The following is a 14513-nucleotide window of genomic DNA, read 5'->3' as shown; positions in this document are numbered from 1 at the left end:
AGGCTAATAATCATAATAATTACAATATAAAAGGATGAGTTATGGAAAAGTGGCTAATCGTAGCGATGTTTACTCAGGTATTACTTACATTCATAGTAATGTACATTATGGGCAAGCGCCGCTTTAGCGCGGCTAAGAAAAAAACCATAGAAATGAAAGACTTTCTTACAATGGATTTAGAAAAAGCAGGTGCGCACGTGCGTGTTGCAGATCGTAACTTTATAAATCAGTTCGAAATGCCTGTACTGTTTTTTATTGCGTGTTTAACTGCACTACAACTAAATGCTGTAGGTACTGTTTTTGTTGGCTTTGCTTGGGCTTATGTCGTTTTGCGCATAATCCATAGCTTTATACATTTAACCTCTAATACGTTAAAGGCTAGATATTATAGCTTTGTTATCAGTAGCTTTATTATGCTGATTATGTGGGTACTGATATTAATAACAATCTTTTAATACTCAGTAATACTAAGAAATAAGGCGCTTTTAAGCGCCTTATATATACCCAAGCCACCTCAAGATGCAGAATTCAGCGTTTCACAGGAGCTTAATATCAAGGCGTTACTTTGCAAGAATGGCATCCCCTTTTAAGAAGTAACAACGATGAGAGTAAGTGCCTGTGAAGCGCCCAAAGGGTTGGTTTAAAAGCGATTTATACTGCGTTATTGATTTTAACAATAGAACCACTATTACTTGCAATCAATGCATTGCCTAAATCGCTTTTAATTCCAACTGAAACTCGCATCTTGAGGTGGTTTGGGTATACTTTGTTGGTTGGAATTATTTACGACGACAAAAGCCAAACAAAGCTAGTAAAGACAGCATCCACGCCATACTACCACCTGAGCCACTGTCTAAATCACCTGAAGGCTTATCTTGTTTGATCAGCGTGTTTTCTTTTGGTTTTAATAATTGAGAAGAGTTCGGATCATCGTCAAGAATTACCACACTATTAATAGTTACTAAATTCTCACCATTAAAGCCTGAGGTATCTGTTGGACATTGATCGTTATTCAAACCAACAACAGGAATATCACCACAGTGTGTGAGTTCAGTGATTTTATCTAACACCATTTGGCTTTCAGCTGTAATTTGGCCGAACACAGTAAAACCACCATTTTGAAGATCTAAATTAGCGCTATTGTCTTTTAAATTGAAAAACCATTGGCTAGTTGCACTATTTGCATTACCACCTTGCTTAGCCATCGCAATGGTGCCTTTCACATTAGATAGTTTAGGCTCATTTTTTATCGCATCATTTGTTTCAATAGCTTTAAAATCAGAATCAAATTTAAATCCTCCGCCTTGTAAAACAAAATTCTCAACAGAGCGATGAATGACACTACTATTATAAGTGCCCTCTTCTACATAGTTTAAAAAGTTTTCTACAGTTATTGGGGTGTGTTGATCAAATAGATTAACTGTAATCGTGCCTTGGTTAGTTTGCATTTCAATGATAGTTGAGTTGGCGCTGTAGCTTGCTGCACAAAGTACAGAGGCAATTAAATATTTTTTCATTTTTATCTTTCCTGATATTTTTATTCTAAAACTGCAGCAAGACTAAACAAAAACGCTAGGCGCTTAAATAGCAAACAAAATAGTTACACAAAACGCGCCAAATCAATTACAAGTTAGTTACATTTATTTACACTGCGTATTCATTATGGTTATAAAAAATATAAATCTTAAATCAAAATCGTCTTATCAAATAGACTGAGTTTGTTAGTATTTGCATGACAACAAAGAACACACAGGAATAAACCATGGCGAATGAAGAAAACGCAATATGCGATTTTGGCTTACACCAAGGTGAGCCGTATAGTAAATTACCAGCGAGCTTCTTAAACTGGATGGTTGGTAATAACCATCAAAAATCACATTATGCAGAACAAGAGTTAATTCGTAGGCAACTCGCTGCGACTGGACAATTGAATACCGAAAATAGCAATAAAAATCTATAAAAGACATTTAATTTAAATATAAGTCGTTTAAACTAAGCGCTTAATTAACTACTGCTTTTAACAGGCAAACAATTATGCGCTTTTTTTTATCTTCTTTTTTACTGCTTACCTTAGCGGCTTGCAGCTCTTCTACTCACACTGATTCAGTACAATACCTCACATTACTCCATACAAACGATAACCATGGTCGCTTTTGGCACAATGAGCAAGGTGAGTATGGTATGGCAGCTCGTAAGACCTTAATTGATCAATTAAGAGCTGATGCTAAAGCAAAAGGTCATGCAGTATTATTACTCTCAGGTGGCGACATCAATACAGGCATTCCTGAGTCTGACTTACAGCATGCAGAGCCTGACTTTAAAGGTATGTCTATCATTGGTTATGATGCCATGGCTATAGGTAATCATGAATTTGATAATCCACTGGCAGTACTTGATCAACAACAAAAATGGTCTAACTTCCCATTTTTATCTGCCAATATTATAGATAAGGCAACTGGCGAGACACGTTATCAAGGATATAAGATCTTTGAGAAGAATGGCCTAAAAATAGCCGTAATCGGTTTAACAACCACAGATACAGCTAAAATAGGTAACCCTCAATATATTGGCAACCTTGAGTTTAAAGACCCAACAGCAGTTACAGCAAAGCTAGCTCCTGAAATCGATAAACAATACAACCCTGATATCACTATTGCAGTTACACACATGGGCCATTATGTTGATGCAAACTTTGGCATTAATGCACCGGGTGATGTAACAATGGCTCGTAACCTACCAAAGGGTACACTTGACATAATTGTTGGTGGACATTCACAAGAACCGGTATGTATGAAAGAGGCCAACGTCGCAGATGAGAGTTTTATACCAGGCAAAGAGTGTAAGCCAGATCAACAAAATGGTACTTGGATCATGCAAGCACATGAGTGGGGTAAATATGTTGGTAAAGCTGAATTCAAATTAGAAAATGGTCAACTAACACTACTTAATTACGCGCTTATTCCGGTAAACCTTTATATCAATGATGAAAACGGCAATAAAAAGTTGGCAGCTGATTACATCGAACCAAACAAAAACTTACAAGATGTACTTGCTGTTTATCAAGCAAAAGGGGCAGCGCAAATTGCTGGAAAGATTGGTGCAGTTGATGAAAAGCTAGAGGGTGACCGTAACAAAGTTCGTTACGAGCAAGTAAACCTAGCACGGGTAATAATTGCTGCACAAATGCAATCTGTTGGTGCTGATTTTGGTATAATAAGTGGCGGTGGTATTCGTGATAGCATTCAAGCTGGCGATGTGAGCTATAAAGACATTTTAAAAGTTCACCCTTTTAAAAACCGTATCACCTATATTGATATGACCGGGAAAGCATTATTTGATTACCTATCTGTTGTGACTTCTTTCCCACCTGATTCAGGTGCTTACTTACAATATTATAAATTAAGCTTTAAGCGTGAAAACGACACATTAGCTGATGTTAAAATTGCTGGTAAACCACTTGATATGACTAAAACATATCGTATGAGTATTAACAGCTACAACGCCTCAGGTGGTGATGGCTACCCTACTCTTACAAACAAAGAAGGCTTTGTCAGTACAGATGATACTGACGCACAGGCATTAAAACGTTTCTTTGAGCAAAATAGTCCTGTTAAAGCGGCCGATTTCGCGCCTAAATAAACAAATTAAAAGTAAAAAGGGAAGTCAATGACTTCCCTTTTTTAGTTTTACTTACCTATCACTTCAATATTTTCTAACGTTATGTTCTTTAATCCATAATGATGTAAACGTGAACGCGAACCTTCACCATGCGCTTTCGGTGGGTAATAAACATCTTTAACTTCTGGTTGATCTTGCCAAACATCATCAAGCGCAGCGCGGATTTCACTCAAGGTTTTTTCTAAACTATTGGTAAAATTTGGTCTTTTACGGACTGTATGACCTAATTCAACTAACCGGTAAAAATACTTATTAGCAAGTGTAAGTAACTCTTCAGGAACATCCTTATTCTGATTGAGCACTACATCAGGATTTTCAGTACAAAACTCAACCAAAGCCAAATAAAAACATAACGGCTTATTGGCTAATGCAACAGGTTTATCAGGGCTACAATTCGCTGCCAATGTTTTATTTTGAAGATCGACAATCAAAATAGGTTTTGTTTTACTATTCGGTTCAGGTTCGGGAAGTTGTTTTGCAACTTGTAATTTTGTGCGTTCATTTAAGAAGACTAAATAACTAATCGCAAGTGAAAACAAACATACCAAAATAAATACTGCAATATCATTTTTATTTAAAATATTGTTATTAATAACAAAACTAATAGTAAAAACTTTTTGTGGTGTTTGAAGTTGCTTTTCAATCAGATCAGCTCTTGCTGGAAACTCTGTAATTCCTTCGATGGAATAAACAAAAATCGGGGTTTCTTTGAGCTGCGAATTAAGCTTAGCAAGGTAGTCAATAACAGCCTCTTTACTACCAGAATGCTTTAAAAAGTCATCAGGAAGGTTTAAATGCGTTAAATCTAAGGCGATTCGCTTCTCTATATTTGCCAAGCTTAATTGATTATTCTCTGTTGACTTAACCGCTTTTGCAATAATATAGCTACCAAATAAGACCAGACAAATAACGAAGAATAAACAACCATAAATTAGCTTTACTCTAATTGGTAGCATTGTTTACCTCAGCATTTATTCGCATCGAGTGTTGCGTTTTACAGTTAAAGAATGATTGAACGTGATTGAAATAATGAGAATTTTGTTCATGCGCTAAATCAATTAAACGTTTTTGAACAGCACAGAGAAGATCTGTGTTTTCGTCTTGCATTTTAAGGTACCAACGGCTGCCACTAATGTTGTCACTGATGGGAGTAATATAATTGATTGAAAAACGTTGCTGGTCTATGTCTTGCCAATAAGAAGAAATTAGATCAACTTTACCGCTTGCTAGTAATTCTCTCAGCTCTGAATGAGAGCCAGCATAGATAATGTCTAAGTTCTCTAAATTTATATCTAACTTTTTGAACAACTGTTTTGGCAAAATATGACCAGAACGGCTTGTAGGGTAATCTAAAAGTCCAATTCGTTTGTCAAGAAAATAACTTTTATCTAGCCGCGGCTTTTCTTTGCTTGAAATAAAGTAGGCGGTGTAATCAGGAAAACCAACAACGGCTTTATAGTTGTAAGTTGATTCTGCCATAAAAGCGTTAATTAAGTTTTCTTTTGCAAGGATCAAATCTGCTAATCCTTTACCCAAAAACTCAACTGTATCAGATGTCTTGTAACCCCAATAAGAGGTAACCTTGCCATATTGCTTACTGATAGTGTCGTCTTGACATAATGAAAACGCGACATCTTCAGCTAGCCGTTTACCAGATGAATATACGACAAGTTCATTAAGATTAACCTCAGATTTAGTATCACATTGAAAAGAAGTTTCAATAAACGTATCGATATCAGATATAGGCTTATTTGCTTGTAAAATTCCCACAAAACAAAACAAGCCAAACGACAGAAACAAAAATGTAACAATCAAAGATTTTTTTATTAGTATTGTTCTTAAATTCAATTTTTATAGCCAACAACGCACCCTTGCCTCTATTTGAACAATTATTCTTACTTATTACAACAGGTAATTTTACCTGAAATAAATAACCCATTGTTTTTAAACATATATGAACAAGAAATTATGAATCTTATTGAGTCCTTTCTATTTGTTTTAAAATTCAGGAGAATTAGCACTAAGTAATCGTGCTTCAGGGCACATTCATTTTTGGACACTGAGTCAATGTTACAAAAAACAATAAAGATGTTGCTGTTATCGACACCTGTTATTTCAGCGGTGTTAAGTACTCCGGCTAATGCATGGGGACAAAATGGTCATCGTATTGTTGGTGAAATTGCATCTAAGCATATTACTGACACCACGAGGCAAGCATTAATTCCTTTACTTGATGGCGAGTCACTCCCTCAAATTGCCACTTGGGCCGATGAAATGCGCTCTGCCCCTGAGCAATTTTGGCAAAAAAAGTCATCTCGCTGGCATTACATCAATTTCAAAGAGGGTGATGCTGATCCCCATTTCGACTCTCATGCCCACCACAATAAAGACACAGTGTCTGACATCCTTGAAGGGATGGAATATTCAATTTCAGTTTTACAAAACCAAAAAGCATCCCTTGCAGAAAAACAGTTTGCTTTACGCTTTTTAGTTCATCTTGTTGGTGATAGTCACCAACCATTCCATGCAGGTCGCAGTGAAGATCGTGGCGGCAACAATATTTCTGTCACATTCTTCGGGCAAGATACCAATTTACATAGCCTATGGGACTCAAAACTCATTGAAAATGAAAATTTGTCCTATACTGAATTTGCGCAATTTATAAATACAACAAATCAAGCGTTGATAATGGACTACCTTACCAGTTCACCAAGCGATTGGTTAATCGAATCACATAATATTGCAAATTCAATCTATAAAGAAAATGAAACAAACGTAAGTTATAGTTATATCTATAAAAACTTACCAATTGTTAAAACTCGCCTACAGCAAGGCGGGATAAGATTGGCCGGTTTATTAAATAGTTTATTTGATAAATCAGCAAAACCGTTAGTAAAGGCACTTAAGATGCCAACTGACAGCAAACTATAAATGAAACATAACCTCTAACACGGGAAATAACATAATGAAAATCCAACTCCGCAAAACAGCTCTATCACTTGCTATTGCAGCATGTGTTGGTGTGAGTGGTGCAGCGTTAGCAAATGAAACAACATCTGCTATCAAGGGTCAAATCAAAGGTCCTAGCGGCAACCCTGCTGCTGGCACTAAGATTACTATCGTTCACTTACCTTCAGGTTCAACTAAAGAAACTGAAACGAACGATGCGGGTTACTTCACAGCTAAAGGCCTACGCGTAGGTGGTCCTTACCGCGTTGTTGTTGATTCTGACGTATTTGCAGATCAAACTTTCAACAACATTAACCTACAAGTTGGTGCTGACTACCCTGTTAATGTTACGTTAGAGCCGCAATCAGACATCGAACAAATCGTTGTTACAGGTCGTCCTATCAGCCGTATGTCTGGTGGTACAGGTCCTGCTGCGACTTTCACACTTGAAGATTTAGAAAACCAACCAGCTATCAACCGTGACTTAAAAGATATCATTCGTATCGACCCACGTGTAACAATCGATGATAGCCGTGGTTCAATCAACTGTGGTGGTGGTAACCCACGTTTCAACAGCTTAACGCTAGACGGCGTTCGTATGAACGATAACTTCGGTCTAAGCTCAAACGGTTACCCAACAATCGGTGCTCCTTTCTCTTTCGATTCAATCGAACAAGTAGCTGTTGAACTAGCGCCTTTTGATGTTCAATATGGTGGTTTCACATCATGTAATATCAATGCTGTTACTAAATCTGGTGGTAACGAAGTACACGGTGGTGTTTTCTTCGATTACACAAATGATTCAATGAAAGGCGATAAAATCGAAGGTGAAGACTACGATAACGGTGATTATACTGAAAAACGTTACGGCTTCAACGTTGGTTTACCACTAATCAAAGATAACCTTTTCTTATTCACATCTTATGAGAAAGTTGAAGGTGTTAAACAGTACGAATACGGCGGTTTAAATACAGGTAGTGTTTCAGCTGCAGACGTAGCTCGTGTACAACAAATTGCTCAAGATGTTTACGGTTATGACGCAGGTGGCATGCCATCAAGCGCACCAGTTGAAGATGAAAAAATCTTAGTTAAGTTAGACTGGAACATCAACGACGATCACCGTGCAAACATAATCTATAACTATAATGATGCTTTCACGCTATCTCAATCAGATGCATACAGCGATACAGTAGCTTTAGAAAACCATTTCTTCAAGCAAGGTGCTGAGTTTACATCAATCATCGGTTCACTTTACTCAGATTGGTCAGACAACTTCTCTACTGAAGTTCGTATTGGTAAATCAGAGCTAGATGCAACAGTACAGTCTTTAGATGCAGCGAGCAGCTTTGGTGAAATGCAAATTGATGCTGCTGGTGGTGGTACTATCTATATCGGTCCAGATGACTCTCGTCAATCAAACGACCTAGACTATGAAACAACAACTGTAAAAGTTGCTGGTACATATTACCTTGATCAACATACGATTACTGGTGGTTATGAGTACGAAAAGCTAGACGTATTTAACCAATTCGTACAGCAAACTCAAGGTGAGTGGCGTTTTGATTCTGTAGATGATTTTGAAGCTGGTCAAGCTGCACGTATTTACTATAACAATGCTGCTGGTACTAACAACCCAACTGATGCTGCTGCAAGCTTCTCATATGCTCAACACACTTTCTATGTTCAAGATGAGTACAGCTTCACAGATTTAGATGCGACATTAACATTTGGTCTTCGTTACGACAAATACACAAGTGACGACAATCCTAACTACAATGAAAACTTCACTAATCGTTATGGTTTTAGTAACCAAGCAACATTCGACGGTATCGATTTAATTCAACCACGTGTTGGTTTTGAATGGTATGCAACAGATGCATTAGAAGTACGTGCAGGTGTTGGCCTATTCTCTGGTGGTAACCCGAATGTTTGGTTATCTAACTCATACTCTAACGACGGTATCACAAACATTGGTACTTACCGTGAAGATGTTGATTTATTCAATACACCGACAGTGAATGGTGGTACACCAGGTTACGAAGTGCCACAAGATATGTTTGATGAAGTTGCTAATACAACAATTGGCGCGGGTGACTCATCTGTAAATGCTGTTGACCCTGACTTCGATATGCCTTCAGAGTGGAAATACTCAGTAGGTGCAACATACACAACTGAAGATGAGTATGTATTCTCTCTAGATTACTTATTCACTAAACGTAAAGATGCTGCAATTATCCAAGACATCGCGTTGCAAGATTCTGGCAACACAACGTTTGATGGTCGTCCAATTCTTAAGTCTAAAGAAGGCCGTAGCGGGGACTTATTACTTACTAATGTGAGTGGCGACAGTGGTGAGTCTCATATCATTTCTGCTGCAATGAGCAAGCGTTTTGATAACGGTATTAGCGTACAACTAGCTTACGCTTACACAGATTCGACAGATGTTAACCCAATGACTAGCTCTGTAGCTAGCTCTAACTACGGTAACATGGCGACATACGATCCAACTAACCCGGGTGCACGCACATCTGATTACGAGATCCCACATCGCTTTACTATGACATTAGGTTACACAACTGAGTTGTTTGATGGTTACAGCACACGTTTCAACCTATTCAGTGAAACGTACAAAGGTCTACCTTACAGCTACACATATAACGGTAGTGACAAAGTTTGGGGTGATAGCAACTCAAACCGTAGCCGTCAGCTAATGTATATCCCTGAAGTAAATGACCCTAACGTTGTTTATGATATGACTGCTGATGAAATTAATGAGTTTAACGAGTGGATTTCTGCTCAAGGCCTTGAGCGCGGTGAAATCGTTGGCCGTAACAGCCAAAACGCTGATTGGTTCACGAAAGTTAACTTCAAGATGACTCAAGAGTTACCTGGTTTCATGCCTGGTCACAAAGGTGAAGTATTCTTCGTTATCGATAACTTAACTAACATGTTAAACGATGACTGGGGTGTACTTAAGAAAGGTAACTTTGTTGGTAACCGTATGATTAAAACATCAATCGATGACCAAGGTCGTTACGTTTACTCAAACTTTAGCCCTAACAATGGTAAAACTGCAACACAAAGCAACGCATCAGTTTGGGAAATGCGTGTAGGTGTACGTTACACATTCTAATAACGAGTTAACCTTGTTATAAAGCAAAAGCCCGCCCCTACTGGCGGGCTTTTTACGTTTTGATGAAAGTTTGCAAGAGTAAAGCTACTAGGGGAAAGTGAGCAAGGGTAAAGTTAGAAAGTTACTAGTAGCAGCGATTTTACATCGCGTCATTGTAACTAAAGCCTAGAACCTAATACCTGATAAATTCTTTCGTAGGACTGGCTTTAGCCGGGAATAGTTGTAGGTATGAGTTACGAGTTTCAAGAGTAAAGTTAGCAAGTTAAGAAGTCGCAGCGATTTTACATCGCGTCTGAGGGCTGACAGCTGAAAGCTTTCTGAAAAATGCAGGCCAATTTGACCTGCACACAAAGTTTTATTTAAGCAGCGTAAACCGCAAGTGGATGGGTTGTATTGATTGAAACATGCACAGCATCACCCGGGCGCACTATCACTTCATGGCTCACACGGCTTGTCACCACAGTATCGCATGCCAGTTTAACAGCGCATAATCGGCTGCCCCCCTCATAACGTACCCAGGTCACTTCACCGTTATTTGTATTAGCATTATTAATTAGATGCACATCATCAGGGCGCAACAATACATCAACCTTTGCTGCATCATGATCTATTTTGATTGCTGGTGCATTGCCTATATCTGTTGTGGCTGTATCACCTACACAATTACCGGCAATGAAACTTGCCTCACCTAAAAAGCGTGCCACAAAACGATTACTTGGCAAGCTAAAGCAACGCTCAGGAGTATCAATTTGCTGAATTATCCCCTCTTTAAGCACCCCTACACGGTCACCGACAGATAAGGCTTCCTCTTGGTCATGGGTCACCCAAATAGCGGGAACACCTGCAGCCTTTAAAGCATTTCTAATATCCCATCGAAGAGTATCTTTTAGAGCTGCATCTAGGTTAGATAATGGTTCATCAAGTAAAACAAAGTCTGGTTCATGAGCAAGAGTTCGAGCGAGTGCGACACGCTGCTTTTGACCACCAGATAAGGTTGCCGGCTTTTTATTTCGAAATGCTTCAAGACCTAATAGCTTTATCCAATGATCGGCTTTAGAAGTATCGTTAAGTCTAAAGCAAATATTCTGTTCAACAGTTAAATGTGGAAAAAGGGCAAAATCTTGAAACACCATTCCAACTTTACGTTTTTCAGGGGGAACTTTTAGTTTTGGCGTAGCTCGCCATGAACCTAAATTTATTTCGCCTTCGCTAATAGGAATAAGCCCAGCTAGCGCTTGTAAAATTGTACTTTTACCACAGCCAGTTGGACCAACTAGCATGAGGATCTCACTTTCCCCAAGTGATAAGTTAAGTTCACTTACCACACGATTGCTACCATAATCGATAGACAGCTTACTAACTGATAGCATTAAACTGATCCTTAATGTTCTAATTGACTGCGCTTTTCACCAGAGAGCATTATAGCCAAGCCGCATGCTGATATCACTACCAACAATAAACCAGGAATAGCAGCACGGCCAAAGTAACCGGCTTCATAAACACGCCACAAATATGTTGAAAGGGTTTCAAAACCCGTTGGGCCAAGTAAAAGTGTTGCTTCAAGTTCACGCATTGATTCTAAAAATACCAAAGCAGCACCTGCGATAATACCGCGCATAGTTAAGGGTAAAGTAATTCGCATAAATGCTTCACGAGGGCTGGCACCCAGTACTCGTGCTGACTTTATTAAACTTGAATCTAGATGCTCAGTACTGGTTCTTACAGAGCCAACTGCAAGCGGCAAAAAGCGCAGCACATAAGCAATTACTAATAGAGCTAAGGTTTGATAAAAGAGTGGCAACTGTAGACCGCCATATACCAATGCCGTTCCCATCACAATACCCGGAATACCAAATCCAAAATAAGTTACACGCTCCATAATACGCCCTGCTTTACCGCTTAAGGCAGCATGAGCAACAGGTACAGCAACAACAACAGCAACGATAGCAGCAATACCCGATGCATAGGCTGAATGCCAAGCAATACTGAAGTCAAAATCTGCAACTCCATCACGGGCAAGCCAAAGTGAAAAAATTGCCAAAGGTAAACAAATCGCAAGTAGCAATACTGGTAAAAATGTCAGTAACATCGCAACTTTTTGACCATTCGATGGAAATAACATCAATGAACGGCCATGGCGTTCTGAAGCTGTTTTAATTTGTGACTCGATAAACAATAAAAATCCGACGATAACCATCAGTTGTAGCGATAACATTGCCGCACGACTCAAACCAAAAGCGTTGTATTCTACATAAATAACCCGAGTGAACGTATCTAAACGCATCATCGCCGGTGTACCAAAGTCTGATAAGGTATAAAGCGCAACCAGTAAAGAGCCTGCCGCTATACCATTGATAACCCGAGGTAAAATAACTTTAAATACACTCATTGTCATCGACATACCTAAAGTACGTGCAGCATTAACCATGCTGGCATCTAAGCTAAGTAAAGATGATCGAGTTGTTAGCATTACAAAAGGAAACGTATACAGGGTCATTACAATGGCAGCGCCTGTTAGCCCATACATAGGCGGCGTTTCGAAGCCGAGCAGCTGATTTATCTCACCACCAGGGCCAAATGCAGCATACAAGGTAAACGCACCAATATAACTTGGGATTGCCAGAGGAGCAGCAAACAGAACAAGCCAAAGCTTTTTAAAAGGAAGTTGAACATAGGCACTAATAAACGCCAGTGGTACGCCAATTAAAATAGAGCCTATTACCGTTAACACCATAAGTGATAAGGTGTTACCAAGAATTTTTAAGTTATGACTATCAAATACAGCAGTCGCATCACTTGCTAAAGTGATCAGAATATAAACTGGCACTAACGCCAAAAGCGCTGCAAGCAGCGCCATGGGATAAGAAGCAGGTATACGCATTATAAAACACCGCTACTGCGCATAAGGTCGAGTGTTGGCCTTAAATCTGCCAATTGAGTTAAATCGATTTTCGGCGGTGACACATCCGTTAATGCTGGTAAGCCAGCTGGTTGTTCAATGCCTTGGATCAGTGGAATTTCATAGGCTTCACGGGCTAAGTAACCTTGTACTTCAGAACTTAGTAAGTAACGCATAAAATTCATCGCATTAGGGTTATCTGTTAACGATAAAACACCTGATGCATTAACTAAACAACCGGCATCTTGATTAGTAAAAGCAAGGTCAAGATTAGCATCTGGTTTACCTGACTTAAGTCGTAATGTGTAATAGTGGTTTGCAAAGCCAATATCGACTTCACCACGTTCAACTGCCATTACTACACCAAGCTCACCAGCGTAGGTTTTCGAACGTTTTTGAACTTTTTTAAGCCACTTAGCGGTTTTATCTTCACCTTCAAGAATACGCATAGCCGTTACGAATGATTGAAAAGATGCGTAAGCAGGTGCCCAACCTATTGATAAATCGCTGTCAGCAATCGCCATGATACTGTCGGGGATATCATCTTTGCTCAGACGCTTGGTGTTATAAGGTAGAGTTCGAATACGCCCGGTAACCGGTGCCCAACCAGGGTAACGGAATTGTGGCTGTAACTGTGCTGCTAAATCACTTGGTAATGGTTTAGCCAAACCCGCGTCGGTAATTAAACCAATCGCACCTGAGTCAACAGCCCAAAATAAATCAGCACGTTTAACTCCTGCTTTCGCTTCAGCGACAATCATATTGCCAAGCGCAGCAGTTGGACCACGGCGAATTGATAAATTCAATTTTGGATTATTCTTTTCGATCGACTGCAGTACGTTTTCGTACAAGCCGCCTTCGCCGCGGCCTAAATATAATGTTAAGTCACCCTCAAGGGCGGGTAAGTCTTTTACAGAAACGGGGCTTGCAGCACTGGCTGCGAAGGCACGAGAAAGAGGTAGTGGCATTGCGCCTACTACCCCGAACGCAGCAAGTCCTTGAATAAAGGTTCTACGCTTCACTAAAATACATCCTTACGAGCTTTTTCGGCTTCTTCTAATAACACCTTAGCGCGATCTAGCTTTTCTTGCATATCAACAACCACTGCACGTACTTGGTCAACAGACCCTTTATCAGAAATCGCTTTTGGCAGGGTTACATTAAAATCTTTTTCGAGCACTTCGACTAACTTCGCATCTTTTTCGATAAGTGTACCTTCAACACCCTCGAATAAATGCAAGTAAGTATCATGTACGATTTGTGTTGCTTCATCGCTTAAACGCTCTGCGTACTTTGCAACAACACGGTCTAATTTGTGTTTGATTTCATCGATGGTAGCACTTTGCGTCATTTCTTCTGAAGCAGTCGCTTTTACAGCTTTTAACAAGCCTTTTTGCTGGAAATCCGCGGCAAGTTTAACAGCTCCTAAACCTTGCCACAAGGCGGCATTCAACGCCTTTTGATGAGTGCGAACCTCAGCTGCAGGTTTTTTATCATCAATAGCCATTTTGATGCCATAAATACTTTGCCAAATTGATGCATAAACCGGTACATAGTTTGTTTCAATTGCACTATGGAACTTTACTGATTCCCAGTATTCGATTAGGTCATCACTTTTTACAGCTTTAGCACCTTTGATTTCGTAATCACTCACCATGACATCGACTTTGTTGATCATCCATTCAACGTCATCAGAGTAATCTTTTAAATTTTCTTTTAGATGATTAACGTGCTCACCAATTGGGCCATTTGCCAATACAGGTTGGGCAATAAAAGTAGATGCTAATACTAGGCTTAAACCTAGTGTCTTCACGGTGTTTAACGCTAATTTCATAACAGGAGACATCCAAATTG

General features: G+C 39.3%; 12 protein-coding genes. 5 read left to right on the top strand and 7 right to left on the bottom strand.

Translation table 11 applies throughout. From position 1 onward, the window contains the following. Positions 1-41 precede the first annotated feature (41 nt). Positions 42-455 (top strand): MAPEG family protein, encoded by a 414-nt coding sequence (locus L1264_RS10345; RefSeq protein ID WP_135926587.1) that lies wholly within the window; start codon positions 42-44, stop codon positions 453-455. Between the two features lie 324 nt (positions 456-779). Here the strand turns inward: L1264_RS10345 and L1264_RS10340 are convergent, their stop codons facing one another. Next, the gene (locus L1264_RS10340; RefSeq protein ID WP_135926586.1) at positions 780-1517 is read right to left on the bottom strand and encodes a peptidylprolyl isomerase; all 738 of its coding nucleotides are present in this window, start codon (positions 1515-1517) and stop codon (positions 780-782) included. Positions 1518-1762: 245 nt separating this feature from the next. Here L1264_RS10340 and L1264_RS10335 point away from each other — a divergent pair, with 245 nt between their 5' ends. Both L1264_RS10335 and ushA read left to right on the top strand, forming a co-directional pair. Beyond that, positions 1763-1960 carry a hypothetical protein gene (locus tag L1264_RS10335; RefSeq protein WP_135926585.1) on the top strand — a complete coding sequence of 66 codons (198 nt, stop codon included), beginning with the start codon at positions 1763-1765 and terminating at the stop codon, positions 1958-1960. Positions 1961-2034: 74 nt separating this feature from the next. After that, positions 2035-3639, top strand: a complete 1605-nt coding sequence (ushA, locus tag L1264_RS10330; RefSeq protein ID WP_199526882.1) for a bifunctional UDP-sugar hydrolase/5'-nucleotidase UshA — start codon at positions 2035-2037, stop codon at positions 3637-3639. 47 nt (positions 3640-3686) lie between these two features. Here ushA and L1264_RS10325 read toward each other — a convergent pair whose 3' ends face one another. Both L1264_RS10325 and L1264_RS10320 read right to left on the bottom strand, forming a co-directional pair. Further along, entirely contained in the window at positions 3687-4514 is an 828-nt protein-coding gene (locus L1264_RS10325; protein WP_235403961.1) for a hypothetical protein, read from the bottom strand. Between the two features lie 106 nt (positions 4515-4620). Beyond that, positions 4621-5526, bottom strand: coding sequence for a hypothetical protein (locus tag L1264_RS10320; RefSeq protein ID WP_199526883.1), 906 nt, complete (start codon positions 5524-5526; stop codon positions 4621-4623). 219 nt (positions 5527-5745) lie between these two features. On the opposite strand from L1264_RS10320, the gene L1264_RS10315 reads away from it, so the two are divergent. Both L1264_RS10315 and L1264_RS10310 read left to right on the top strand, forming a co-directional pair. Beyond that, the gene (locus L1264_RS10315; protein WP_199526884.1) at positions 5746-6609 is read left to right on the top strand and encodes a S1/P1 nuclease; all 864 of its coding nucleotides are present in this window, start codon (positions 5746-5748) and stop codon (positions 6607-6609) included. Positions 6610-6643: 34 nt separating this feature from the next. Beyond that, positions 6644-9760 carry a TonB-dependent receptor gene (locus L1264_RS10310; RefSeq protein ID WP_199526885.1) on the top strand — a complete coding sequence of 1039 codons (3117 nt, stop codon included), beginning with the start codon at positions 6644-6646 and terminating at the stop codon, positions 9758-9760. Between the two features lie 359 nt (positions 9761-10119). On the opposite strand, the gene L1264_RS10305 is transcribed toward L1264_RS10310, so the two are convergent. Genes L1264_RS10305 through L1264_RS10290 form a run of 4 tightly spaced genes read right to left on the bottom strand, consistent with a single transcriptional unit; the run spans position 10120 to position 14493 of the window. Beyond that, complete coding sequence (locus L1264_RS10305; protein ID WP_199526886.1) at positions 10120-11130, bottom strand: ABC transporter ATP-binding protein; 1011 nt, start codon at positions 11128-11130, stop codon at positions 10120-10122. Positions 11131-11141: 11 nt separating this feature from the next. Further along, positions 11142-12641 carry an ABC transporter permease gene (locus L1264_RS10300; RefSeq protein WP_199526887.1) on the bottom strand — a complete coding sequence of 500 codons (1500 nt, stop codon included), beginning with the start codon at positions 12639-12641 and terminating at the stop codon, positions 11142-11144. After that, the gene (locus L1264_RS10295) at positions 12641-13681 is read right to left on the bottom strand and encodes an extracellular solute-binding protein (RefSeq protein WP_199526888.1); all 1041 of its coding nucleotides are present in this window, start codon (positions 13679-13681) and stop codon (positions 12641-12643) included. Before L1264_RS10295 ends, L1264_RS10300 begins: the two co-directional genes overlap by 1 nt. Further along, a complete protein-coding gene (locus L1264_RS10290) occupies positions 13681-14493 on the bottom strand; it encodes a hypothetical protein (protein ID WP_199526889.1) in 813 nt (270 codons plus the stop codon). The genes L1264_RS10295 and L1264_RS10290 overlap by 1 nt, the downstream gene beginning before the upstream one ends. Positions 14494-14513: the final 20 nt, after the last annotated feature.

It is taken from the genome of Pseudoalteromonas sp. APAL1, assembly GCF_021532475.1.
In the GTDB taxonomy this organism is placed as follows: Bacteria; Pseudomonadota; Gammaproteobacteria; order Enterobacterales; family Alteromonadaceae; genus Pseudoalteromonas; species Pseudoalteromonas lipolytica_C.
The sequence above is the reverse complement of the archived record's forward strand: the minus strand, read 5'-3'. Positions and strand labels throughout refer to the sequence as shown.